24 protein-coding genes, 1 tRNA gene and 1 pseudogene are annotated in these 24,147 nt (G+C 58.0%); 16 read left to right on the forward strand and 10 right to left on the reverse strand.

The window, feature by feature from the left end:
* Positions 1 to 59 precede the first annotated feature (59 nt).
* The 5 genes and pseudogenes from JHL21_RS13560 to JHL21_RS13575 form a co-directional block, all read right to left on the reverse strand.
* On the reverse strand, positions 60 to 1,334 hold the full coding sequence (locus tag JHL21_RS13560) for a hypothetical protein (RefSeq protein WP_200214049.1): 1,275 nt from the start codon (positions 1,332 to 1,334) through the stop codon (positions 60 to 62).
* A 370-nt stretch (positions 1,335 to 1,704) separates the two neighbouring features.
* A complete protein-coding gene (locus tag JHL21_RS13565; RefSeq protein ID WP_200214050.1) occupies positions 1,705 to 2,649 on the reverse strand; it encodes a hypothetical protein in 945 nt (314 codons plus the stop codon).
* Between the two features lie 685 nt (positions 2,650 to 3,334).
* Complete coding sequence (locus tag JHL21_RS13570; RefSeq protein WP_200214051.1) at positions 3,335 to 4,759, reverse strand: tyrosine-type recombinase/integrase; 1,425 nt, start codon at positions 4,757 to 4,759, stop codon at positions 3,335 to 3,337.
* A gap of 69 nt (positions 4,760 to 4,828) precedes the next feature.
* A pseudogene (locus tag JHL21_RS18045) lies at positions 4,829 to 5,095 on the reverse strand (DUF6538 domain-containing protein); the annotation flags it as partial.
* A gap of 11 nt (positions 5,096 to 5,106) precedes the next feature.
* Positions 5,107 to 5,196 (reverse strand) — tRNA-Ser (locus JHL21_RS13575).
* A gap of 504 nt (positions 5,197 to 5,700) precedes the next feature.
* Between JHL21_RS13575 and rplU the strand changes: the two genes are divergently transcribed.
* From rplU to JHL21_RS13655, 16 genes are all read left to right on the forward strand, one after another.
* Entirely contained in the window at positions 5,701 to 6,195 is a 495-nt protein-coding gene (gene rplU, locus JHL21_RS13580) for a 50S ribosomal protein L21 (RefSeq protein ID WP_169196507.1), read from the forward strand.
* A 12-nt stretch (positions 6,196 to 6,207) separates the two neighbouring features.
* A complete protein-coding gene (rpmA, locus tag JHL21_RS13585; protein WP_169196508.1) occupies positions 6,208 to 6,474 on the forward strand; it encodes a 50S ribosomal protein L27 in 267 nt (88 codons plus the stop codon).
* A 118-nt stretch (positions 6,475 to 6,592) separates the two neighbouring features.
* On the forward strand, positions 6,593 to 7,120 hold the full coding sequence (locus JHL21_RS13590) for a GNAT family N-acetyltransferase (protein ID WP_200214052.1): 528 nt from the start codon (positions 6,593 to 6,595) through the stop codon (positions 7,118 to 7,120).
* Entirely contained in the window at positions 7,117 to 7,671 is a 555-nt protein-coding gene (locus JHL21_RS13595) for a GNAT family N-acetyltransferase (RefSeq protein ID WP_200214053.1), read from the forward strand. The genes JHL21_RS13590 and JHL21_RS13595 overlap by 4 nt, the downstream gene beginning before the upstream one ends.
* Before the next feature lie 5 nt (positions 7,672 to 7,676).
* On the forward strand, positions 7,677 to 8,204 hold the full coding sequence (locus JHL21_RS13600; RefSeq protein ID WP_169196511.1) for a GNAT family N-acetyltransferase: 528 nt from the start codon (positions 7,677 to 7,679) through the stop codon (positions 8,202 to 8,204).
* Positions 8,201 to 9,238: a GTPase ObgE gene (gene obgE / locus JHL21_RS13605; protein ID WP_169196512.1), complete on the forward strand. Its 1,038-nt coding sequence runs from the start codon at positions 8,201 to 8,203 to the stop codon at positions 9,236 to 9,238. Before JHL21_RS13600 ends, obgE begins: the two co-directional genes overlap by 4 nt.
* A gap of 115 nt (positions 9,239 to 9,353) precedes the next feature.
* On the forward strand, positions 9,354 to 10,487 hold the full coding sequence (proB, locus tag JHL21_RS13610) for a glutamate 5-kinase (RefSeq protein WP_200214054.1): 1,134 nt from the start codon (positions 9,354 to 9,356) through the stop codon (positions 10,485 to 10,487).
* Positions 10,484 to 11,770, forward strand: coding sequence for a glutamate-5-semialdehyde dehydrogenase (locus tag JHL21_RS13615; protein ID WP_200214055.1), 1,287 nt, complete (start codon positions 10,484 to 10,486; stop codon positions 11,768 to 11,770). Before proB ends, JHL21_RS13615 begins: the two co-directional genes overlap by 4 nt.
* Positions 11,771 to 11,832: 62 nt before the next feature.
* Positions 11,833 to 12,468, forward strand: a complete 636-nt coding sequence (locus tag JHL21_RS13620) for a nicotinate-nucleotide adenylyltransferase (RefSeq protein ID WP_367948194.1) — start codon at positions 11,833 to 11,835, stop codon at positions 12,466 to 12,468.
* A 181-nt stretch (positions 12,469 to 12,649) separates the two neighbouring features.
* Positions 12,650 to 13,039 carry a ribosome silencing factor gene (gene rsfS / locus JHL21_RS13625; RefSeq protein WP_248306085.1) on the forward strand — a complete coding sequence of 130 codons (390 nt, stop codon included), beginning with the start codon at positions 12,650 to 12,652 and terminating at the stop codon, positions 13,037 to 13,039.
* 6 nt (positions 13,040 to 13,045) lie between these two features.
* Positions 13,046 to 13,531, forward strand: coding sequence for a 23S rRNA (pseudouridine(1915)-N(3))-methyltransferase RlmH (gene rlmH / locus JHL21_RS13630; RefSeq protein ID WP_169196516.1), 486 nt, complete (start codon positions 13,046 to 13,048; stop codon positions 13,529 to 13,531).
* 117 nt (positions 13,532 to 13,648) lie between these two features.
* Entirely contained in the window at positions 13,649 to 15,058 is a 1,410-nt protein-coding gene (locus tag JHL21_RS13635) for a murein hydrolase activator EnvC (protein ID WP_200214056.1), read from the forward strand.
* Positions 15,059 to 15,066: 8 nt separating this feature from the next.
* A complete protein-coding gene (locus tag JHL21_RS13640) occupies positions 15,067 to 16,479 on the forward strand; it encodes a S41 family peptidase (protein ID WP_199532602.1) in 1,413 nt (470 codons plus the stop codon).
* 86 nt (positions 16,480 to 16,565) lie between these two features.
* Complete coding sequence (locus JHL21_RS13645; RefSeq protein ID WP_200214057.1) at positions 16,566 to 17,720, forward strand: divergent polysaccharide deacetylase family protein; 1,155 nt, start codon at positions 16,566 to 16,568, stop codon at positions 17,718 to 17,720.
* Between the two features lie 9 nt (positions 17,721 to 17,729).
* Complete coding sequence (locus JHL21_RS13650) at positions 17,730 to 18,263, forward strand: RNA pyrophosphohydrolase (RefSeq protein WP_200214058.1); 534 nt, start codon at positions 17,730 to 17,732, stop codon at positions 18,261 to 18,263.
* On the forward strand, positions 18,260 to 18,946 hold the full coding sequence (locus JHL21_RS13655; RefSeq protein WP_200214059.1) for an aspartate/glutamate racemase family protein: 687 nt from the start codon (positions 18,260 to 18,262) through the stop codon (positions 18,944 to 18,946). Before JHL21_RS13650 ends, JHL21_RS13655 begins: the two co-directional genes overlap by 4 nt.
* An 80-nt stretch (positions 18,947 to 19,026) precedes the next feature.
* On the opposite strand, the gene JHL21_RS13660 is transcribed toward JHL21_RS13655, so the two are convergent.
* From JHL21_RS13660 to JHL21_RS13680, 5 genes are all read right to left on the reverse strand, one after another.
* On the reverse strand, positions 19,027 to 19,449 hold the full coding sequence (locus JHL21_RS13660) for a F0F1 ATP synthase subunit epsilon (RefSeq protein ID WP_169196522.1): 423 nt from the start codon (positions 19,447 to 19,449) through the stop codon (positions 19,027 to 19,029).
* Positions 19,450 to 19,541: 92 nt separating this feature from the next.
* Positions 19,542 to 20,981 (reverse strand): F0F1 ATP synthase subunit beta, encoded by a 1,440-nt coding sequence (gene atpD, locus JHL21_RS13665; RefSeq protein WP_169196523.1) that lies wholly within the window; start codon positions 20,979 to 20,981, stop codon positions 19,542 to 19,544.
* A 21-nt stretch (positions 20,982 to 21,002) separates the two neighbouring features.
* Positions 21,003 to 21,890, reverse strand: a complete 888-nt coding sequence (locus JHL21_RS13670) for a F0F1 ATP synthase subunit gamma (protein ID WP_169196524.1) — start codon at positions 21,888 to 21,890, stop codon at positions 21,003 to 21,005.
* Positions 21,891 to 21,911: 21 nt separating this feature from the next.
* Positions 21,912 to 23,447 (reverse strand): F0F1 ATP synthase subunit alpha, encoded by a 1,536-nt coding sequence (gene atpA, locus JHL21_RS13675; protein WP_169196525.1) that lies wholly within the window; start codon positions 23,445 to 23,447, stop codon positions 21,912 to 21,914.
* Positions 23,448 to 24,008 carry a F0F1 ATP synthase subunit delta gene (locus JHL21_RS13680; RefSeq protein WP_169196526.1) on the reverse strand — a complete coding sequence of 187 codons (561 nt, stop codon included), beginning with the start codon at positions 24,006 to 24,008 and terminating at the stop codon, positions 23,448 to 23,450.
* Positions 24,009 to 24,147 lie beyond the last annotated feature (139 nt).

The raw sequence follows: 24,147 nt of genomic DNA on the forward strand, positions 1-24,147 counted from the left end.
CAATGGCAGGCCGCGCCACATATAAAAGGGGATGACAGAAGGGTGAGAGGATCGCCGTGTTAGCGAAGGGGGAGCGTCAGCTCCGCATCGGCATTGATCGGCCTCCAGCCAGCGCGCCCAAAACCCTTGGACCCGGAGACAAAGTGACTGACGGCGCTGCCCGAAGAGAACATGAGGTCGCGCATCACCACGTAGCACGAATTATCAGCGGCCGGCACGAGCAGACCTGCGTGCTGCCAAGCTGCACGCTGAAAGGCAGCGGTACTATTGGCTGAGGCGACAGTCTCAAGGCGCACGTCCGAGCCGCGGAGCAGCACCCATGAACCATCTTTGCGCTCAGCCGCCAGAGCGGTGAGCCCGCAGTAATTGAGCTCCATCACCCGACCATCGGGCAGGTCATCGAGGCGACGAGGTGCTCCGAGCCTCCCCGTTTCCGTCCGAGGGCCTGCAATTGCCGCGCGCGCTGAGCTTGCCTGAAACATGAAACCTTCTTGACGCAAGGCCAGCGCCACTTGACCGACAAACAAAGACAACTGGTCGTAGCGCTCCGGTTTAACCACTGCGCCATCGGGCAGGCCGTTGACGACCACGAAGTCAGCATCCGCGGCCACGCGCGCCCACAGAATGCGCTCAAGGGCTTTGCCGTCATTCTCGCTCAGTCGGTCGTCGGCGTCGGTAATGGTGATGGTGATGATGCGCTCAGGCATACCTTCCGGCATCTGGCGGCCGGCGGCAATCCGGGCCCCGACATTGGAGCCGTAGCCGACGTAAGCGTCGTGGCCGCGTAGGAGGATGTAGACACCGGGGCGCTGCAAATCGGCAGCACGCCCAAAGTCAGCGCGTTGCTTACCCGAACCGACGATGATCTGAGGCCGCAACTGGCCTGCCGTCACCGACCTCAAACCGGCTGGCAGGATGCTGGTCATCGAAGCCGACAACGTGTCAATGGCGACGTTATCTCCTCCATTGCTCCCAAAGGGACCCGGTGCGCCACCAACACCGCCATGCTCACCGCCGCTCTGGCAACGCACAACAATGCTGTGTGCATCGATAATGCCAGGCGTGATCACCTTGAGAACCTTGCTGGTAATCAGAGCGAAAATTGCACCGACCGGATCAGCATGCTCTGGCAACGCGGCGATGAGGTCGCCAATGCTGGCCGAGCCAGTGGCATCCACCACCGATAGGATCTGCACCTGTACGCCGGGCGTTAACAGCGGATGGGCAACAAGTCCGGGATGCACGGGAACGGCATCCTTCGGCACAAGATTGTCGATGGCATAGGAATGGGGGTTGCGCGCAGCCGCACGGCCGCTAGAAGTGGCTTTAGCCATAGTCTTACTGCCTCCAGCAGTATGTCTGTGGTCAGGTCGACGGCGGGTTTGCAGACCTTCCGTCGGCCGCTCTTTTGCAGAGAGCGGTTCCAACCAATCGTTGCCGGGAATCGGCACCGTTCTGTGAGACTACCGGAACATTATCGCCGGCGTCTACACTGGATCGCAAACTTGGTTAGTTCCTGCTAACGCTCCGAGAAATTGCCGTCGAACGCAACCTGGCGCTGTCGCCGAATCCAGATTTCCGGATGAGCCGAAGCTCGAAAACCACCCGCTGGATCCGGCCCCTGTTGTCATTTTCGACAGTTGGCACTGGCGCGATGATCATGGCCTAAGCGTCGCGTCCCCTATGCCGAGGTATCTGAGCGGATCAGAAGCGAGGACGGTAACCAGCATCGGCGACCTTACGGTCCCGGACACGCTGGACCATCTGGGGTGACGGCTTTGCGGTGCTATCGACTTTCCAAGCCTTGCCCTTGGGCGCGTAATGCTTTTGCGCTGTATAGATGCTGACGTGCCCAGCAAAGGCGGCGACCTGCTCATCCGAAGAGGTCGATTTTTTGTTGGCAATCGCTTGATGGCGCGTTGTGTAGAGCGAAAAGACAGGGACCTGAAGGCTCTTGCAAGCGCGGCGCAAACGGCCCCCAAGCCGGTCGATGAGCGCGGCCACATCGCCCTTCGCCGCCCCTTCAATTTCCGCGATGAGGGTTTTGAGGTTCTGCACTTGCTCGGCTGGAAGCCCGGCCAATCCCAGTTCTCGCGTCTCACCGAGGGAACGGCCGTTGGTCGCCTTGGCACACGGCACGACAAGATAGAATTCCTCAACCTTCGCGCCGTGGTACTCACACGGACGCAGTCCGAATGTGACGTTTTGCACGAGGAGGCGCACGAGCAGGCGATCGTCTTTGCGGCCGCGACGGCGTAGCTTGCTACAAACCAATCGCAGAACCTGCGTCGGAACTGATTTCGCCTTTTTGGCAGACGTACGTTTTTCGGCATTTTTCGGACGAGGCATAGGGCGGTCCGCCAATCGCCTCCGACACGCCTGCGCTACCTCGACCGTGATACGGCCTTTGCCTTCGACGTAGGAAATCGCAAAACTCAGCGCCGCGGCATAATTGCGAATAGTGGCGGGAGCGAATTCTCCATCCGCCGAACAGAAGCAATCCACGATCTCAAAAAGCGTCGCTTCGCGACCAATCGCCTTTCTGGTACGTCGCTTTAGGGTCAACAGACGTTTGCCATAAAGCACCTCCGTCGACACCTCGCGTGTTACCTCACCCCCCAGACCGTCGACCCGATTTTCCATGTCCATCTGCCCGTTACTCGTCGGAATTTTCCGTCGAGCCGACACTGCGTCACGGTTTGGCAAGGAACAAATTGGCACCAAGAAAGAGGTGTCGGAAACGCGTTGTACGTGCCGGAGAACCCCTTTTAGAACGACGACCGGTGTGCGGGAAAAGTGTTACTTGATGCGGATTTGGTGTTACCAGCCGCGGGGCACCACTCCAACGCCTTCGCTAATCAAAGCGGACATTGTCAAACCAAGAGAGTTCTTCGGCAGTTGTGAGCGGAGAGCCATATCGGGCAAAAGCGTTCTTACCGCGAACCTTACTAGGCGAATTCTCCATCCGATGAGCAGACGCAATCCACGATCTCAAACAGCATCATTACTCGAACAATCGCCGTCCTGGCACGACGCGATAGAGTCATCACACGCTGCCACACACCGCCTCCGGCGATACCTCACGTGTCACCTCCCCCCAGACCAGCAACCCGATTTTCCATGCCCATTTGCCCGTTACTCGTCGGAATTTTCGGTCGAACCGGCACTGCGTCACGGTTTGGCACGGACCAAATTTGCGACCAAGAATGAGGTGCCGATAACGCGTCGTGCGTGCCGGAGAACCCTTTCTAGAATGACGATAGGTTTGCGGGAAAAGTGTTACTTGATGCGGATTTGATGTTACCAACCGCGCAGTGCCACTCCATTGTCTTGGCTAATCGAAGCGGATCTTGTCGAACCAGGCGAGCTCTTCGGCAGTTGGGAGCGGAGAGCCATATCGGGCCGAGACGTGTTTACCGCGAGCCTTACTCTGCGCATTGTCGTCACTGCCCTGCCCCTGCTCGTGACCCATAAACAGATTTCGGACAGCAAGTGGGATCCCGGCATCATCACAACGCTTCGCGAAAGTGTGGCGAGCGCTATAGGCGACAATGCGCCGATCCGGCGTTATGCCGCGCACCAATCGGTTCGCACGTTTTGAGAGTGCTGAGGAGCTGTTGCCGTATTGGTCAGCGGTCTCGTCAGGGAAAAGGCGTGCATTGGGTCCATCTTCCCGGCGGCGCCTGGCTATGAGGTCCAGCAGACCATCATCGAGAAGCTCCCGTGCCACCGGAAAGATACGGCGCGCTGAATTGGATTTTAGTTGCAGCTGAGAGCGCCGTAGGGCGTGGTGCTCGTCGCCATCGAAATCAAAATGCAGCAAGTCCACGCACAACCGACCATGTAACTCACGAAAATCCGATACGCAGAGCTGCGTGAATTCGTGCAATCGCAGGCCCTGCCGGCACGTGAAACGCGGCCACCAATAGTCTGCGGACATTTTCGGCTTCTTGCTGGTCAGCCGGTAGATTGCGTGTTCGATTTCGGGCGTGAAGGGTAGACGAACTTCGACGTCCAGAAGATCCTCTCCATCCGCCTCTTGTTCAGACTGGACATTGGCAACGGGATTACTCTCGAGGTACCCCTTCCGGATCAAATAGTCGAATATGCCGCGTATCGTGCTCAGATATTTGGCATCGACAGTTGTGGAGCTGATCGGCGGCAGCGGACTTGCACGCTTGGCGTTCAGAGCGATGGCTTTCATCGGATCATCGGTCTTGAGATGCTTTATAGCATCAACGGGCATTTGATCGATCAAATCCCGATACCGCAGCATGTCCTCCTTTTTGTACTGAAAGACCGGCTTGTCGCCCATGGTGGCAATAAAGATTTGCAGCTTCGTGCGGATTTCAGCCAGATATTTCGGGGACCTCCGCTTCCTGAGCAAATCTGCAAAATGTCCTTCAATATGCGCCGTTAATGGCTTCTTCGCTTCAGGATGGAGTGTCCCCAGCCGCATCGCTTCCGCAACTGCCAGCGCCAGTGCCTCTGGCGTCTGGTTACTAATGGCCGGCACGGGAGATGCTGCTCGCGCAGGATCCGTTGAGAATGCGAAAGATGAGGGAGCCATATCGGCAGGCTTTTGACCGTCGATCATACACTGCGTGGGAGCCGGTGCAGCCACCGCAGCATCAATGGTGTCTTGCCCGATCTTGCCAACGGAAGCCTCATCATTGATCCCGGCATTCAGGCTGTCGAGAAGCATGCGATATTTTGCGCGCTCTGCCCAGGCCCGGCTGTCGCGGTCAAAGTCGTCCATCACACGGCCCAGGACGACATTCAACGCATCGCGTGCGCCCGGCTTGAGCCCAGCGTCGCGGAGTATCGCGAAAGCCTCTTCAACCAGCAAAACCAGTGTCCACGCTTTTTGCCGGGCCACCCGCTTATTGCACGTACGCAATGACCTGCGGATGTCCGTGTTGCCAAGGCGATCGATCAGGTCAACCGGAACCGAGCGACGGAACCAGTAGACCGGACCTCGCCGGTGAACAAAGGATGAAATGGAACTTGGCAAGGAACAAACACTCCCATCACTGTGACGGGATGCTGTGACAGAATCCGTATTTTGATTCGGATTCGACTCTAGCAATATCAATGACTTAGAAGTGGCGGAGAGGGGGGGATTCGAACCCCCGATAGAGTTGCCCCTATGCCGCATTTCGAGTGCGGTGCATTCAACCGCTCTGCCACCTCTCCGCGAGGTCTTCAGCGATCTTTTCCAAGACCGCCGTGGTTGATGGGCGGCTTATGACATAGGCTTTTTACCCTTGCAACTCCCCCGCCCCAAGATTTCCTCGCTGATATTGCGACATGTTTTCCGCCTCACCCCGCAGACCGAGGCCAAACACAAGGGGAAGTCCCGCAAACCCACGCCTTCAGTAGGGCTAAGAGCAGTCGCTTTGCAATTTTGCTGGACAGAGAGGCGATTGTGGAAAACACCATGATCACAGTTCAGCAGAACCGACGAGCAAAGCCCGGTTTTTCAGGGGCTTTGCCTTGACTCTGGCGCCATTTCCCTCGATAAGCCGAGCAACTTGCGCACTGGTGTCTAACCAGAGCGTTTGTTTCGTTTGAAAACGCTGTTCGAGGCTACGGGTCAAACTCGATTTGGCCAATCGCGAAGACCGCCGATCCCAAAAGGGTTTGCGGCGCCGTAGAGCGCGACAACAAGGGACCGATTGAAACCCAATCGGACTATATATGACTTTTGCCGTTATCAAGACGGGCGGTAAGCAGTACAAGGTTGCTGCTAACGACGTCATCAAGATCGAAAAGCTGGACGCAGCTCCAGGCGACATCGTCACCTTCGACGAAGTCCTCATGGTTGGCGACACCGTCGGCGCTCCGCTGGTGGAAGGCGCTCTGGTCGCTGCTGAATTGGTTGAAACCAAGAAGCAGAAGACCGTCATCATCTTCAAGAAGCGTCGTCGCCACAATTCGCGTCGTCGTAACGGTCACCGCCAGCAGCTCACCACTGTTCGCATCACCGAAATCCTGACCGGCGGCGCAAAGCCGACCATTCAGGCTGCTGCTAAGGCTGAAGCCCCAGCTGCTGTTGCTGATGAAGCTGCAGCACCAAAGGCTGCTAAGAAGCCAGCTGCTAAGAAGGTTGCTGCAACCGACGACGCTGCTGCTGAAAAGCCAGCAAAGAAGGCCGCTGCCAAGAAGGCAGCTCCTAAGGCCGATCAGGAATAAGGAGCCCTAGAGATGGCACATAAAAAAGCAGGCGGTTCATCCCGCAACGGTCGTGATACCGCTGGCCGTCGTCTTGGCGTGAAGAAGTTCGGTGGCGAAGCTGTTATCGCTGGCAACATCATCATCCGTCAGCGCGGCACCAAGTGGGCAACCGGCACCGGCGTTGGTCTTGGTAAGGACCACACCATCTACGCACTCGTAGACGGCAACGTTGCGTTCCGCACCCGCGCGAATAACAAAGTACACGTGTCTGTCATCCCGGCAGCAGCAGCCGAATAATCCGGCAAGCTGACAATCTTGCCGGTGACCCTAGGTCTCCCGGCAAGTTTGGTGACACACCGAAAATGAAGGGGGACCGGGAAACCGGTTCCCCTTCTTTCATTTCGGAGTTTTCGCCATGACCAGCTTTAAAGACCTGCTGCCAACCACGATCACCACTGCGCGCCTGGTTCTGGCCACTCCGACCCTCAATGACGTCCAAGCTATCGCGCGCGCGTGCAATAATCGAAATGTGCATCGATTTATGTCGCGATTGCCCTTCCCATACGGCGAAGACGACGCCCGCTTCTTTATCGAAAACATTGTTCCCAGTGATGGCGAGCACGTGCTCGGCATTTATCTCGAGGGAGCGCTGATCGGCATCGTCGGCTTTCGTCTTGAAGGCGGACAGGAGCCAGAACTGGGCTACTGGCTGGCGGAAGAGCATTGGGGGAACGGCTATATGAGCGAAGCCGCCGAGGCCTTGGTGGCCGCGGCGCGCAAAACAGGCGCCGCATCGCTTCGGTCACGCGCCTTGGCCGAGAACACCGCCTCGCGCGGGGTTTTGCGTAAAATTGGCTTTATCGAAGTGGGGGAAGGCCCTGACCTCGAAGGCAATCTGATCGGACAGCCCGTCGTTTATATGAGATTGGAACTCATAAGATGACCACGCTCAGAACAGAACGCCTGACCCTAAGGCCGCCAAGCCTTGATGACGCGCCAGCCTTTGTTTTGACCATGGGCTCTTATGATGTGGCGCGCTGGATGACGCCCCTGCCGTGGCCGTTTACCCTAAGCATGGCGCGCGATTGGCTGGCCGATGTGATCGCACCGAGCTCAGTGCGCACCATGTTTGTCGTTGAACAGCACGGCATCATGGTGGGCGGAGTGACCATCACCCCTGAGCTGGGGTTTGGGATAACCCGCAGCCATTGGGGACGCGGCCTCGGCACCGAGGCGGTGCGCGCCGTACTCGACTGGTATTTTGCCTCATCCGAACGGGACACCATCACCACGGCGGTGCAGGTCAACAATCTGGCATCGCTCCGCTTGCAGGAGAAACTGGGGTTTTTGCCCATTGATCGCGACCGACGCTTCTCTCATGCGTTGCAGCATAATGTGGAGCATGTGATCTCCCAGCTGACGCGCAGTGCTTGGGTGGGACGAGAGATGCTCGCCGAACCGCAAGAGGATAACAGACGCGTGCTGGAATGCTGAGCCCGATGATCAAAACCGCGCGCCTGACGCTGCGTCAGCCAATATTGGCCGACGCCGAGCTGATTACCCGCTATCTCAATAATTTTGAGGTATCGGGCAATCTGGCGCGCGTTCCCTACCCTTATGAGCGCAGCTATGCCGAAACTTGGCTGCGGTCTTTGCGCCCACCCAGTGTCGCAGACGAGGTCAATTTCTCAATTGATCTCGACGGACGGGGATATGTGGGCCATATCGGCTATCAATCTGGTCCATCCGGTCCCGTTTTGGGATATTGGTTGGGTCAACCCTTTTGGAACCAAGGGATCATGAGTGAGGCCGCGACGGCAGCTGTCGCGTGGTTTTTTGCTCAAACCCAGGCTCCAGCCCTTTACTCGGGCGTCTACCATTTCAACCATGCCTCGCTGGCCGTGCAAAAACGGCTCGGGTTTACCGAGATGGAACGTTCCACTTTGCACTGCCTTGCACGAGACGCTGAGGTAGAGCATATCGATACCATATTGACGCACAGCGTCTGGAAGGCACGACAGGCATGAAATTTCTCGACCAGGCCAAGGTCTACATCAAATCAGGTGCTGGTGGCGCTGGCGCTGTCAGCTTCCTGCGCGAAAAATTCGTTGAGTTCGGCGGCCCCGATGGCGGCAATGGCGGACGCGGCGGCAATATTATCGCTGAATGCTGCGAAGGGCTGAACACGCTCATCGACTTCCGCTATCAGCAGCACTTCCGCGCTGACACCGGCGTACACGGCATGGGCAAGAACCGCACCGGCGCCGACGGCGAAGACATTGTGCTGCGCGTGCCCAAGGGCACCCAGATCTTTGAAGAAGATCAGGAAACGCTGATCGCCGACTTCACAGAAATCGGCCAGCGCGTCGTGCTGCTGCAGGGCGGCAATGGCGGCTTCGGCAATGCCTATTTCAAGACCTCGTCCAACCAGGCACCGCGCCGCGCGAACCCTGGCCAGGAAGGTATTGAAAAGGGCATTTGGCTGCGCCTGAAACTGATCGCGGACGCGGGTCTCGTCGGCCAGCCAAACGCGGGCAAGTCGACCTTCCTCGCGGCTGTTTCGGCGGCAAAGCCAAAGATCGCCGACTATCCCTTCACCACGCTGCACCCCAACCTTGGTGTTGTGCGCATTGGCGAGCGTGAATTCGTTCTGGCCGATATTCCGGGCCTGATCGAAGGCGCAAGCGAAGGCATTGGGATCGGTGACCGTTTCCTCGGCCACATTGAACGCTGTAAGGTTCTGATCCACCTGATCGATGGCACCAATGAAGACGTTGCACACGTCTATGAAGCGGTGCGCTATGAGCTTGGCGCCTATGCGGATGTTTTGGCGGAGAAGGAAGAGATTGTCGTTCTCAACAAGATCGACGCTCTGACCGAAGAAGAGATCGCCGAAAAGGTCGCCGCCATTCAGGAAGTGACCGACGCTGAAATCCGCCTCGTTTCCGGCGCGACCGGCAAGGGTGTTGATCAGGTTCTTTACGACGTGCTGAACCTGCTCGACGCAGAAAAGGCCGCCGAGGACGCTGGCAAGACCGCCCACGTTCCGTGGACACCATAATATAACCCAATCTGGGGGTTCTCGCTGTGTTGAGAACCCCTTTTTTCCGACGACCCACGCGCCTCTTGAGAACCAGGCTCTGGCGCACCAAAGACCCACAATCGGATCTAAACAGATGACCGCCCTCGCCTCCTACCGCCGCATCACCATCAAGATCGGCTCGGCCCTTTTGGTGGACAAAGCTGGCAAATTGCGCGCCGAATGGCTGGCGCAGCTGGCTCAAGACGTGGCGAGCTTGAAAGGCGAAGGCAAGGAGATCGTCATCGTCTCCTCAGGCGCGATTGCGCTCGGTCGTGGGCTACTGGGACTATCGGCGCTGACGCTGACGCTGGAACAATCGCAAGCGGCCGCCAGTGCCGGGCAAATTGCGCTATCCCAGGCCTGGGCAGAGGCATTGGGCAAGCATGGTATTGTGACCGGGCAAATTCTGATCACGCCCAATATCACCGAAGAGCGCCGCTACTTCCTCAATGCGCGCACAACCATCCGCACCCTGCTCGGCTTAGGCGCAATTCCGATCATCAACGAGAATGACTCGGTGGCGACGGCTGAAATTCGCTATGGCGACAACGATCGCCTGTCGGCGCGCGTCGCCACGATGATCGAAGCAGATTTGCTTGTGCTGCTTTCCGATATTGATGGACTCTACACCGCGCCTCCCGCCAAAGACCCGAACGCGACCCATATTCCGGTTGTGGAGCGCATCACGGCTGAAATCGAATCCATGGCCGGGGGCGCTGCCAGCCACCTCTCGCGAGGCGGCATGACCACCAAGGTCGAAGCGGGCAAGATCGCAACGCTGGCAGGGACCGCGATGATCATCGCCAAGGGCACAGAAGCGCACCCGCTGGCCCGCCTCAACACGGGCGGCCTACACACCCTATTCAAAGCGGCCACCAGCCGCGCCCAATCGCGCAAACGCTGGATTATGGGCACGCTTTCGGTAGCAGGCACGCTGCAGCTCGACGCCGGTGCCGTACGTGCGCTGCGTCAGGGAAAATCGCTGCTGCCCGTTGGGGTGACCAAGATCACCGGTGATTTTGAGCGCAGCGACACGATTGCTATTCTCGATGACACCGGGCGCGAAATCGCGCGTGGTCTGTCGAGCTTTGACAGTGCAGACGCCCGTCTGGTGATGGGCAAGAATTCTGATCGCATGGGCGAACTTCTGGGCGTGGGCAACCGCTCGGAAATGGTTCATCGCGACAATCTGGTTATGATCGGTATCGACGAGGAGGCTTTGGTATGAGCGCAGCAGAAATGACCGCGGACGCCTCACTGCCTCAGATCATGGCCGAGCTGGGCCGCAACGCACGCAAGGGCGCGAGTGCCCTCAAGATCGCGACGGCCGAACAGAAGCGCACGGCCCTGCTCACTGCCGCTGGCGCCATCAACGCGCATCGCAAAGCCATTTTGAAGGCCAATGCACTCGATATGGCAGCCGCAACGGAAAAGGGCATTTCCGGCGCTTTCCTCGATCGGCTTTTGCTCAATGATGCGCGGATCGACGGCATTATTGCAGCGGTCAAAACCATTGCTGAACTGCCTGACCCCGTTGGCACCGTCATTTCCGAATGGGATCGTCCCAACGGGCTTCATATCGAGCGCGTGCGCACCCCGCTCGGCGTGATCGGCGTGATTTTTGAATCGCGTCCGAATGTGACTGCTGACGCGGGCGCGCTCTGCATCAAGTCCGGCAACGCCGTTATTTTGCGCGGCGGCTCGGACAGTTTCCACTCGTCGCGCGCCCTGGTTGATTGCCTGCTCGATGGGCTGCATCTGGCCGGCCTGCCGGTTGAATGCGTGCAGCTGGTTCCAACAACGGATCGTGCAGCCGTGGGCGAAATGCTCAAGGGTCTCGACGGCAATATTGACGTGATCGTGCCACGAGGCGGCAAATCGCTGGTGGCGCGCGTACAGGCCGAAGCGCGGGTGCCGGTGTTTTCCCACCTTGAAGGGCTGGTGCACGTCTACGTCGATAAAAGCGCTGACCTCGACAAGGCCGTGGCGATTACGGCCAACGCCAAAATGCGCCGCACGGGCATTTGCGGCGCGGCTGAAACCCTGCTGGTTCACAAGGACGTAGTGGACACCCATCTCAAGCCGATTATCGCAGCGTTGATCGAAAAAGGCTGCGAAATCCGTGGCGATGCGCAGGTTATGAGCTTGATCCCCGACGCCATCGCGGCGACGGAGCAGGACTGGAAGACCGAATATGAAGACGCCATCATCTCGGTGAAAATCGTCGATAGTGTTGAGGCCGCCATCGCCCATATCGAGCATTATTCGAGCCATCACACCGAGGCGATTATCGCTGAGGATGGTGAGGCGGTTGAAAAATTCTTCAACGAGATCGACAGCGCCGTGATCATGCACAATGCCTCCACCCAGTTCTCCGACGGTGGTGAATTTGGGTTCGGTGGCGAGATCGGTATTGCGACGGGCAAGATGCATGCTCGTGGGCCGGTGGGCGTAGAGCAGCTGACGAGCTTTAAATATCGTGTGCGCGGCAACGGGCAATTGCGGCCTTGATGCTGAAGCCCCCCTCACCCGCCGCTTCGCGTCGACCTCTCCCCCTAGGGGCGAGGTAAAGAGTGCTCCGGCCAAAACTCAAGATTGCGGGTATCACCGAAATCCCACCTTCGGGATCGGGGATGCGCATTGGGCTTTTTGGCGGGAGTTTTAATCCGCTGCATGACGGGCACCTCCTTGTCATGGAGGAAAGCCTCCGCCGGTTGCAGCTTGATGCGCTCTGGGTTTTGGTGACACCGGGCAATCCGCTCAAGAACAACGCGGGCCTACCGAGCTTAAAAGAGCGGGTGTTGGCAGCGCGGGCGCGCATCGGCGACCCGCGCATCAAAGTCACCGGGTTCGAGGCGGCGCTCGGGATAAAATACACTTGGCAGACGCTGAACCATCTTGTCACAGCCCTGCCCGACCGACGCTTTGTTTGGATCATGGGCGCGGACAGCCTCGCTGACATGCACAAGTGGGAGCGCTGGCGGCAAATTTTTGCGACCACGCCGATTGCCGTCTATGCGCGTCCCGGTGCTGCGCGCAAAGCCTTGGCCAGCCGAGCCTCTGCCACATTTGACTACGCAAAACGTGATGAAGACGCTCCGGCCCTGATCGTCGGCGCGCAAACGCCAGCCTGGGTTTATCTCCAAGGCAGGCAATCAAATCTGTCGTCTAGCGCCATTCGAGCAGGTCAAAATCCTGCTGTATCTTGATTTTCAGCCTGACCTTGCGAAATCCTCGGTAAACGCGTATTTTTAGGGCCAATGGTGAATTCACCGGAACAGGAAATGACGGCTTGCCGTATTCACGTCGCCGCGACATTCCGAGCAACAATTTTAGGATCGATATCCCTCGCATGACCCATGCACGCGCATGGGCGGAAGGCCTTTGCTAATGGCCACGCCCGAAAACACCGCCCCTGCTTCCCGAGACGACGTAGTGGCACAGAAGAAAACTCTCATTGAGGTTATCCTCAACACGATCGACGACGCCAAGGCCGAAGACACTGTGTCTGTCGACCTCGAAGGCAAATCCTCGATTGCTGATTACATGGTGGTGACCTCTGGTCGCTCGAACCGTCACGTCGCCGCTGTTGCTGACCAGCTGGTCATCGCCCTGCGCGACGCCGGTTTCGGTAAGCCACGCGTTGAAGGCCTGCAGCAGGCCGACTGGGTACTGATCGATGCGGACGACGTTATCGTTCACATCTTCCGCCCAGAAGTGCGCGAGTTCTACAGCATCGAAAAGATGTGGCAGGCCGATTTCTCGGCGGATCAGCACTAAGATCTCATGCGCATCGCAATCGCGGCCGTTGGCCGGATGAAGAACGGGCCAGAGCGCGAGCTTGTGGCCCGTTATCTTGAGCGCGCTCAGGGCAGCGGCAAACCATTGGCTCTGACCGGCTTTGACGTATCAGAACTCAATGAAAGCCGGGCCGGGTCGGCGCCTGCGCGCAAGAGCGAGGAAGCCAAAGGCCTCCGCGCCGCTCTGCCCGAGGGCGGGGTTTTGGTGGCGCTCGATGAGCGCGGCAAAGCCATCACCTCGGAAAGTTTTGCCAAGCAAATCGGTCGTTGGCGCGACGATGGCCGCTCGTCAGTGAGCTTCATGATCGGCGGCGCTGACGGACTTGATCCAGAACTGGTGAAACAATGCGATTTAGTGGTGAGCTTTTCACCCATGGTCTGGCCACATCAGCTGGTTAGGATCATGCTGGCTGAACAACTTTATCGCACAACCACAATCCTTTCGGGCCATCCCTATCATCGCGGCGACTAGGCTTTCGCCATAGTCTCGCCGCTGTGATGGTTAAGCAGAGTTAACGGGCGATTGTCCGAAGGCTTGCTAAATTGCCGCTGAATTGATTCGGGATCGTTTATCCCTCGAGGAGACGCCATGCCTCTGCGGCCGGCCCGCACCGTTAAGACCCTGCTTGCCGGCACCGTTCTGGCAGGCCTTGGCGTATTCCCTATTTTCTCGCAAGACGCGGAACCTATTCCAAATCCGGCGGCGGAACTCCGTCCGGCACTCGACGTCGCCCAACCTGCTGGCGAGGCCGGTCTCGACCTAACAACTGAACAGCCTGTGACCCCCCCGGTCGAGGTCCTGCCGCCCGAAGAGCCGCAGCTCGATGTCGGCAATCTGGAAGAGGTTGAAGCCTCGCTGACCATCTCGCGGGAGCGCATCGATGCGCTTAAAGCCGAGATCGAAGCGATGGAAGGCGATCGCACCCAGCAAAATGCAGCGCTCATTGGCGCGGCGCAGCGGGTCAAATTGGCGGAAATCGAAATCGCCGATGTGGAAGAGCGCCTCTCCGAGCTGATCGTCAAAGAGATGGACGTCCGCGGGCGTCTTGATGGCGCTGACGCTGAGGTGGCCAATGTTCTGGCAGCGCTTCAACGCATATCGCTCCATCCACCTCCGGCACTCATCGTCGATCCGAGCGATGCTTTGGGTTCGGCGCGTGGGGCTGTGCTGATCTCAGCGATCGTGCCGCAATTGCGCGCCAAGGCGGATTCTGTGTCGGCAGACCTTAAAGAGCTGACCGATATTAAGGTCGCGGCCATGGCCGAAGAGGAAACTCTACGCGCCAATCAGGACGTTCTCGAAGAAGAACAATTGCGCATTGCGACCCTGATTACGGCACGCAAGACCGGTATCAACCAACGCACCACCCAATTGCAGGCGGAAGAGGAAGCGGCTGTCGCCCTGGCTGAAAAGGCCGCGACGCTGCGCGAACTGATTAGCGCCCTCTCCGACCGCGCCAATGCCTCAACGCGTCCCGCCTCGCCTGACGAGGACCTGCCGCGCCTCTCGCCAGAGGCTGTACAATTGGCCTTTGCCAACACCAGCCGCACGCAACCTGCAGTGCCCTTCCCACTGGCACGCGGGTATTTGACCCAACCAGCCAATGGAACACTGGCGCTCGATTGGGGGGCCAATGACGGCAAAGGCGGCGTATCGCAAGGTCAGTATCTGATCACCCGTCCGACCGCGCAGGTTCTCGCTCCATCAGATGGTTGGGTGCTTTATAAGGGCCCTTACCTCAATTACGGCGAAATCATCATTCTCAATACCGGGGATGGCTACACCACGCTCCTCGCCGGTTTGGAATCCATTACGACTGAGATTGGCCAGTTTGTTCAAATGGGCGAACCCCTCGGGACGATGGGATCGCGCACCATTGGACGAACAGTCACCACAGGTGCTGGTAACAACGAACCAACGCTTTATATTGAGCTGAGAAGAGACAACGAGCCTTTCGACCCGAACGGTTGGTGGGCCACTATCGAACAGACTGGATAAACACATTTATGCATCCTCCTAAGCACCGTGTCGCCGCAGTCTGTGCGGCCCTGCTCCTGTCCTCCACCAGCCTGGTTCTGGCGCAAGACGCAGCTCCAACCGATCCTGCACCCACTGAGCAACCCGCTGAGGAGGCACCAAACCCGAGCGGGGAAGAGCCAGAGCCCAGCAAGCAGGACAAGGCTGAGCCGCGGAGCGATGATGAGATCTATAGCGATCTCAATCTGTTCGGCGAAATCTTCGACCGCATTCGCGCTGAATATGTTGATCCGCCGGATGAGCAGGAGCTGATCCGCGCCGCCATTCAGGGCATGCTGACATCGCTTGATCCGCATTCGGGTTATTTGCCGCCTGCAGATTACGACGATGTGCGCGAAGACACCTCGGGCCAGTTCGGTGGTCTGGGCGTCGAGATCCAGATGGAAGACGGCTATATTAAAGTGGTCTCGCCCATCGACGACACCCCGGCTGCCAAGGCTGGCATTCTGTCCAATGACCTTATCATCGAGATCGACGGCGACGACGTTCAGGGCATGACCCAGGACGAAGCCGTTGGCAAAATGCGCGGCCCGGTCGGTACCAAGGTGAAAATCACCATTGCCCGCGAAGGCGTGAACGAGCCTCTCGAGTTTGAACTGACCCGCGGCACCATTTCGATGCGCGCCGTGCGCTGGAGCATGGAAGGGGATGACGAAGTCGCGGTTCTGCGCCTGTCGCGCTTCTCCGAACAGGCTTTCGTCGGCATCGAAAAGGCCGTGGACGATATCTGGAAAGAACGTGACGGCAAGGCGCCCAAGGGCATCATCCTTGACCTGCGCAACAATCCAGGCGGACTGGTCGATCAGTCGGTCTATGTTGCGGACGCCTTCCTTGAACGCGGCGCTGTTGTGCTGACCCGTGGCCGCACCGAACGCGAAAGCGCTCGCTATGACGCAGCGCCCGATCCGCTGGATCGTCGCCTCAAAGACATTCCGATGATTGTTCTGGTCAACGGTGGCTCGGCTTCTGCTTCGGAAATCGTCGCCGGTGCTCTGCAAGACCACAAGCGCGCAACCGTTGTTGGCACGCGCTCATTCGGCAAGGGTTCAGTGCAGTCGATCATCGGGCTTGGTCCCGATGGCGCAATGCGGATCACAACCGCGCGCTATTACACGCCATCAAACCGTTCCATTCAGGCACTCGGCATCACGCCCGACATTGAAGTGCTGCAGAAGGTTCCTGACGAGATCAAGGGTCGTGACGAGATCATCGGCGAAGCTGCACTCGAAGGCCATATCGAGATCGAAGGCCAGGAAGAGGCTACGGTCGGCTCGTCGGTTTACGTGCCGCAAGATGCAGCAGAGGACGTACAGCTCCAGTATGCGGTGAAGCTGATTACCGGTGAAGAAACCCACGAAGCCTTCCCGCCAAAGGCGGAATAAAGGTTTTCGCACTAAACTTGTGATGCGGCGTGATTCGCGCCGCATCCTGACAACTGAACTACCCCAGTGGGCACGAGCGCAACGATATGGCCAATGACCTTTCGACGCCTTTGAGAGGGCGCAAACATCGGGTCGATGGCGGCCGGCATCATTTCCCGCTGGCCCGCACATTGTTCGGGGTCAGTATCGTTATCTTGCTGGGCGCCCTTGGGCGCATCGTCTTGGTGGACGACCCGCTCGGCGGCCGCCCAATGGCTGAGGTGGCTATCACCTCGACGCGTGACGCCAATGCGGTCGCAAATGCTGTCGCCGTGCCGAACGCATCGACCGGTGCGACCTCACCCGTCACAATCACCGCAGACGATCAGCAATTTCCTGCAGGGCAAGTCCCCCTCGTTCCTTATGAGCCTGCCGAAACCACACCACGACCATCGCTGGAAGTGAGTTTGATCGGCACAGGCGTTCTGCCTGAATTGGCGGAAGAAACCGTCAATGGCATCATCCCGCGCATGTCGCCCACGGGCCTTGGCCCATTCGACGCCTACCGGCGTCCGGTCGATGAAATTGCGCCAAATCTGGCCAAAATCGCCATTGTCGTGACCGGTCTCGGCATTAACGAGCAGGGGTCGATGAACGCCATTGATCAGCTCCCGGCTGACATCACTCTCGCTTTTGCGCCCTATGGCCGCTCGCTGGTGGGCACCGTCAATACCGCAAGGGCATCCGGACATGAAGTGATGCTGGAAATTCCGCTTGAGCCCTTTGATTATCCGCAAAATGATCCCGGCCCGCACACGATGCTGACCGGCGAAACACCGCGCGCAAATCTCGACAAGCTGTTTTGGCTGATGTCGCGCTTCGGCGGTTATTTCAGCGTGATGAACAATATGGGCGCGCGGTTTACCGCTTCGGCCGGAGACATGAGCCCAGTCATGGAAGAGCTGGGCCTGCGCGGCTTGGGCTATCTCGATGACGGCTCCTCGAACCGCTCGGTGGCTGGGCAGCTGGCAGAGGCCAATAATGTGCCTTTTACCCGCGCCACGACAATGCTCGACGCCAACCCATCTCGTCCTGCTATTCTCTCAGCGATTGCCAGCCTTGAAGCTCAGGCCATGGAAACTGGCTCGGCGATTGGTATTATTAGTGCGCTGCCCATCTCGGTGCAGACCGTGTCGGAATGGGCACAGGAGCTAGACGCCAAAGGGATCGTCCTGGTCCCCGCCAGCGCACTGATGAAATAGGCCTTATCAATGTCCGATCGTCCAGATCGTGAGAGCCTGCCCTATCGTGACTGCGTTGGGGTGGCTCTGTTTAATGCCCAAGGCAAGGTTTTTCTTGGCCATCGTCTCTCGGAAGGCGACCCAGAAAAATCCAGTTCTTCGGGCTTTGCCTGGCAGATGCCGCAAGGCGGCATCGACAAGGGCGAGGACAGTCTCAAGGCTGCTCTGCGTGAGCTATATGAAGAGACAAATGTCACCTCAGTGAGCCTCCTCGCTGAGGCCCCTGAGTGGATTTTTTACGATTTACCGGATGCACTCTTAGGCAAGGGTTTTAAGGGCAAGTATCGCGGCCAGCGGCAGCGTTGGTATGCCTTCGCCTTCACAGGCGATGAGAGCGAAATCAATGTTCTGGCCCCTGCAAAAGGCAAGCATAAGCCCGAGTTCAACGCGTGGCGTTGGGAGGACCTAACCTTGGCTCCCGAATTGATCATCCCGTTCAAACGCGATGCTTACGACAAAGTCGTCGACGCATTTGCTGACATTCCTCGGCGGTATTTTTCGTGAAAACAATTGGTCTGATTGGCGGCATGAGCTGGGAATCGACCGCTCACTACTACCGCATTCTCAACACCGAAACGGCGCGCCGTCTCGGGGGCCTCCATTCAGCGCCCGTGATCATTCACTCCGTCGACTTTGCGCCAATCGCCGCCATGCAAGCCGAAGGTCGTTGGCATGAGGCCGGCGTCGTGCTCAATGGCGCTGCCAAAGCCCTTGAGGCGGCTGGAGCGCAAGTTCTGGGCTTGGCCACCAATACGATGCATCTTGTCGCTGCAGAGGTCACAGAGGGCGTTTCAGCGCGCTTTATCCATATCGCCGACCCAACGGCTGATGCCCTACTGGCTGATGGCTATGATACGGTTGGGCTTTTAGGCACGCGGTTCACCATGGAGATGGGATTTTATAAGGATCGCCTCTCGGCTCGTGGCCTGACGCCCCTTACCCCAGACGTCGACCACACCAATCTCAACGGCATTATTTACGAAGAATTGTGCAAGGGCATCATTCGCGAGGAGTCGCGAAATATCTATCTCAACGCTATTGAGCGCTTGGCCCATCGCGGCGCGCAGGCGGTCATTCTGGGCTGCACGGAGATCGGCATGCTGGTCGATGACAGCGTGAGCGCTTTGCCCTGCTATGACACCACGGAACTGCATGCCCAGGCGCTTGTCGACGCGGCCCTAGCGTAATCCGAAACTATTCCAGCTCAAATGCAAGAAGGCCGCCTCTGAGAGGCGGCCTTCTTTTATATCAGTACTAATCGCAGGGATTAGTGGATGTGCGTGCCGTTCAATTGAGCAGCTTCCGCAGCCAGGTTCACGAGACCTGTGACGATTTCCTGCGCGAAGGTCATTTCTTCGACCTTAGCGTTCTTCAGGGTTTCCTGTGCAGCAGCGATCTGGGTCTTGAGACCTTCATGATCGAATTCGCTGAAAGGAACCGATTCTTCGGCGAGAATGGTCAAACCACTCGGCGAAACGTCAGCAAAGCCGCCGCGCACGAAATAGATCGATGCCTTGCCGTTGACAGGAGTCACGGTGATGAAACCGGAACGGAGGGTGGTCATGAACGGCGCATGGTCGGGCATGACGGTAAAGTAGCCTTCGGTGCCCGGAGCAGTGACAGACACTGCGGTCTCGGACAGCACAAGCCGCTCTGGCGACACGATCTCGATCTTGAGGCCTTCAGCCATTCTCTTGGTCCTTTGGCAATGAAGCCCGAAATGGATCCGGGCCCCTTGACGAAAAGGGTGGGCCGCCGGGGCGGCCCACACCGTTTTTTAGCTTAGGCTGCCTGAGCGGCCAGCTTCTGTGCCTTGGCAACAGCGTCTTCGATGGTGCCAACCATGTAGAAGGCTGGTTCTGGAAGGTGATCGTAATCACCGTTCACGAGACCCTTGAAGCCCTTGATGGTGTCTTCGAGCTTAACGAACACGCCTGGCGAACCGGTGAACACTTCTGCCACGTCGAACGGCTGGGACATGAAGCGTTCGATCTTACGAGCGCGCGCCACGGTCAGCTTGTCTTCTTCCGACAATTCGTCCATCCCGAGGATGGCGATGATGTCCTGGAGAGCCTTGTACTTCTGCAGGATCGACTGAACCTGACGAGCGGTATCGTAGTGCTCCTGGCCAACAACGTTCGCGTCAAGGATACGCGAGTTCGAAGCCAGTGGATCCACTGCAGGGTAGATACCCTTTTCGGAGATCGCACGGTTCAGAACGGTCGTCGCATCCAAGTGAGCGAAGGTGGTTGCTGGTGCCGGATCGGTCAAATCGTCCGCTGGAACGTATACGGCCTGCACCGAGGTAATCGAACCCTTGGTGGTGGTGGTGATGCGTTCCTGCATCGCGCCCATGTCGGTCGACAGGGTTGGCTGATAGCCCACTGCCGAAGGAATACGGCCGAGCAGAGCCGACATTTCAGCGCCTGCCTGAGTGAAGCGGAAGATGTTGTCGACGAAGAATAGAACGTCCTGGCCCTTGTCACGGAAGTTTTCCGCGATGGTGAGACCCGTCAGAGCAACGCGAGCACGCGCGCCTGGTGGTTCGTTCATCTGGCCGAACACGAGAGCGCACTTAGAACCAGCGGCAGAGCCGTTGTTCTCATGTGGGTCCTTGTTCACGCCCGATTCGATCATTTCGTAGTACAGGTCGTTGCCTTCGCGGGTACGTTCACCCACGCCAGCGAACACCGAGTAACCACCGTGTGCCTTAGCAACGTTGTTGATCAGTTCCTGGATCAGAACGGTCTTGCCAACGCCGGCGCCACCGAACAGACCGATCTTACCACCGCGAGCGTATGGAGCGATCAGGTCAACAACCTTGATCCCGGTGACGAGCACTTCGGAAGCAGGGTTCTGTTCAGCAAATGCTGGAGCGTCCTGGTGAATTTCACGCAGGCCTTCTGATTCGATCGCACCAGCTTCGTCGATCGGCTCGCCGATAACGTTCATGATGCGGCCGAGGGTGCCTTCACCAACTGGAACGCGGATAGCGGTGCCCAGATCGGTTACTTCGGTGCCACGGACGAGACCTTCGGTCGTGTCCATAGCAATGGTGCGTACTGCGTTTTCGCCCAAGTGCTGAGCTACTTCGAGTACCAGACGCTGACCATTGTTAGTGGTTTCAAGCGCGTTCAGGATTGCGGGCAGGTGATCGTCGAACACCACGTCAACGACGGCGCCAATGACCTGCGATACGCGACCGGCCTTTTTATCTGCCATTTGTTCGTCCTCGCTGAGGGGTTAGAGCGCTTCCGCGCCGGAAATGATTTCGATAAGTTCTTTGGTGATCTGAGCCTGACGCTGGCGGTTATAGCTCAGCTGCAGCTTGCCGATCATGTCGCCCGCATTACGGGTAGCATTGTCCATTGCGGACATCTGCGCACCGTAGAACGAAGCACTGTTTTCGAGGAACGCGCGAAGGATCTGCACGCTGATATTGCGTGGCAGAAGGTCTTCGACGATCGCTTCTTCGCTGGGCTCATATTCGTAAAGTACGGTCGAGTTATCGACCTTACCCGCACCCTCAACAGCTTCGATCTTGGCCGGGATGAGCTGGACTGCCTGTGGCACCTGGCTGATCACGGAGTTGAACTTAGCAAAGAACAGGGTGGCGATATCGAATTCACCAGCTGCGAACATGGTCTGCAGACGCTGAGAGATCTCAGACGCCTGAGCAAAACCAACGGTCTTCACTTCGCGATAGCTGACCGTATCAACGATCAGATCAGCGAACTGACGACGCAGAATGTCGTGGCCCTTGCGACCGACGGTAAGAATTTTGACGGTCTTACCTTCAGCCTGAAGCTTCAAGACGTGATCGCGCGCAAGACGTGCGATCGACGAGTTGAAAGCACCAGCCAAGCCGCGCTCACCAGTGGCAACCACCAGCAGATGAACCTGGTCGCGGCCGTTACCAGCGAGCAACACCGGAGCATCTGCCTGGCCGTCATAAACGGCGGCCAGGGAGGAGAGCACCGCGCCCATACGCTCAGCGTATGGACGGGCAGCGACAGCCGCTTCTTGTGCGCGGCGCAATTTTGCGGCCGCGACCATCTGCATGGCTTTGGTGATCTTCTGGGTCGATTTGACCGAGTCGATCCGGTTTTTTAGGTCCTTTAGCGACGGCATAGCCTGTCGTCTCCTTCGGGCTTAGGCCGCGTAGGTCTTCTTGATATCATCAAGAGCCGACTTGAGCTTTGCACGGGTGTCGTCGCTCAGAGCCTTGTCCTTCGCGATGGTGGCGAGAATGTCAGCATACTTGCCGCGCAGAGCGGACAGGGTGTGCTGTTCAAAATCCATCACCTGCGAAACTGGGATCGAGTCGAGGTAGCCGTTCGCACCAGCGAAGATCACCGCAACCTGCTCTTCAGTCTTGAGCGGGCTGAACTGTGGCTGCTTGAGCAGCTCAGTCAGACGCGCACCACGGTTCAGAAGGCGCTGGGTTGCAGCGTCAAGGTCGGAACCGAACTGAGCAAATGCAGCCATTTCGCGGTACTGGGAGAGTTCACCCTTAAGCGAACCAGCAACCTGCTTCATCGCCTTGATCTGAGCCGAACCACCAACGCGGGAAACCGACAGACCGACGTTAACGGCTGGGCGGATACCCTGGAAGAAGAGGTTGGTTTCGAGGAAGATCTGGCCGTCGGTGATCGAGATCACGTTGGTCGGGATGTAAGCCGAAACGTCGTTTGCCTGGGTTTCGATAACTGGCAGAGCAGTCAGCGAGCCAAGACCATTGGCTTCGTTCATCTTCGCAGCGCGTTCGAGAAGACGGCTGTGGAGGTAGAAAACGTCGCCTGGGTAAGCTTCACGGCCTGGTGGACGACGCAGAAGAAGCGACATCTGGCGGTAAGCAACAGCCTGCTTGGTCAAATCGTCATACGCGATAACGGCATGCTTGCCATTGTCACGGAACCATTCGCCAATCGCGCAACCGGTGAACGGTGCGATGTACTGGAGCGGTGCTGGGTCCGAAGCGGTCGCAGCGATAACGATCGAGTACGGCAGGGCGCCGGATTCTTCGAGCTGACGCACGAACTGAGCAACGGTCGAACGCTTCTGGCCGATTGCAACGTAGATGCAATAGAGCTTGTCAGTGTCCGAAGCGCCTGCGTCGTGAGCTGGCTTCTGGTTGAGGAAGGTGTCGAGAATGATCGCGGACTTACCGGTCTGACGGTCGCCAATGATCAATTCACGCTGGCCACGGCCGATTGGGATCAGCGCGTCGATAGCCTTGAGGCCGGTCGACATTGGTTCGTGAACCGACTTACGTGGCAGAATGCCAGGAGCCTTAACGTCAACGCGACGACGTTCGGTGTGGTCGATTGGACCCTTGCCGTCGATCGGGTTACCCAGACCGTCGACAACGCGACCCAAGAGGCCTGGACCAACTGGGGTGTCCACGATGGCGCCGGTACGCTTAACGACGTCGCCTTCCTTGATCTGACGGTCGGAACCGAAGATCACGACACCGACGTTGTCGGTTTCGAGGTTAAGAGCCATGCCCTTAACGCCACCTGGGAATTCAACGAGCTCACCAGCCTGAACGTTGTCGAGGCCGTATACGCGGGCAATACCGTCACCGACGGAGAGCACCTGACCAACTTCGGAAACCTGGGCTTCCTGGCCGAAATTCTTGATCTGGTCCTTGAGGATCGCAGAAATTTCCGCGGCTTTGATGTCCATTTATCCGACCTCTTTCATGGCGACTTTCATCGCGGCGAGTTTTGTCTTGAGCGAAGAGTCGATCATCTGGCTACCGACTTTGACCTGAAGGCCACCGATGAGCGAGGGATCGACGAATTGATTGAGCGTGACTGTCTTGCCAAGCTTGGCCTTGAGCGTTTCCGCCAAAGCTGCTGCTTGTTCCGCGGTCAGCGGAGCGGCAGAGGTCACGTCTGCCGTGGTCTCGCCACGTGCTTCTGCGGCCAGTTCACGGAAAGCCGTGATGATCTGATCGAGAGCAAAGAGGCGACCATTCTGGGCCACCACGCGAAGGAAGTTAGCAACGGTCTGATTGACCTTCGCGCGCTCAAGAATAGCGTTGAGCGCGGATGCTTTCACATCGCTGGAGAGAACTGGAGAACGGAGATAGCGAGAAAAATCTTCGCTTTCACCGATAAGCCGGGAGACGTCAGACAGGCCAGTTTCAACCTGAGCCATCTGGTTCTCGCTCCGGGCGAGGTCAAAAAGCGCCGACGCATATGGCCGCGCGATCTGGGTAAGCACTGAGTTCTGCGCTGCCAATGCTGCTTCACCCTCTAATTGGCCGTCTCCGGATGGGTACCCGGGGCGGAATATGAACGCTTGGACGTGCTCGGAAACGGGCCACGAGCCGGACCCCTAAATTCGCGCCCGCTCTAACACAGGAAAAGCAGGCACTGCA

Origin of the sequence: Devosia sp. WQ 349K1 (assembly GCF_016595685.1) — a bacterium.
In the GTDB taxonomy this organism is placed as follows: domain Bacteria; phylum Pseudomonadota; class Alphaproteobacteria; order Rhizobiales; family Devosiaceae; genus Devosia.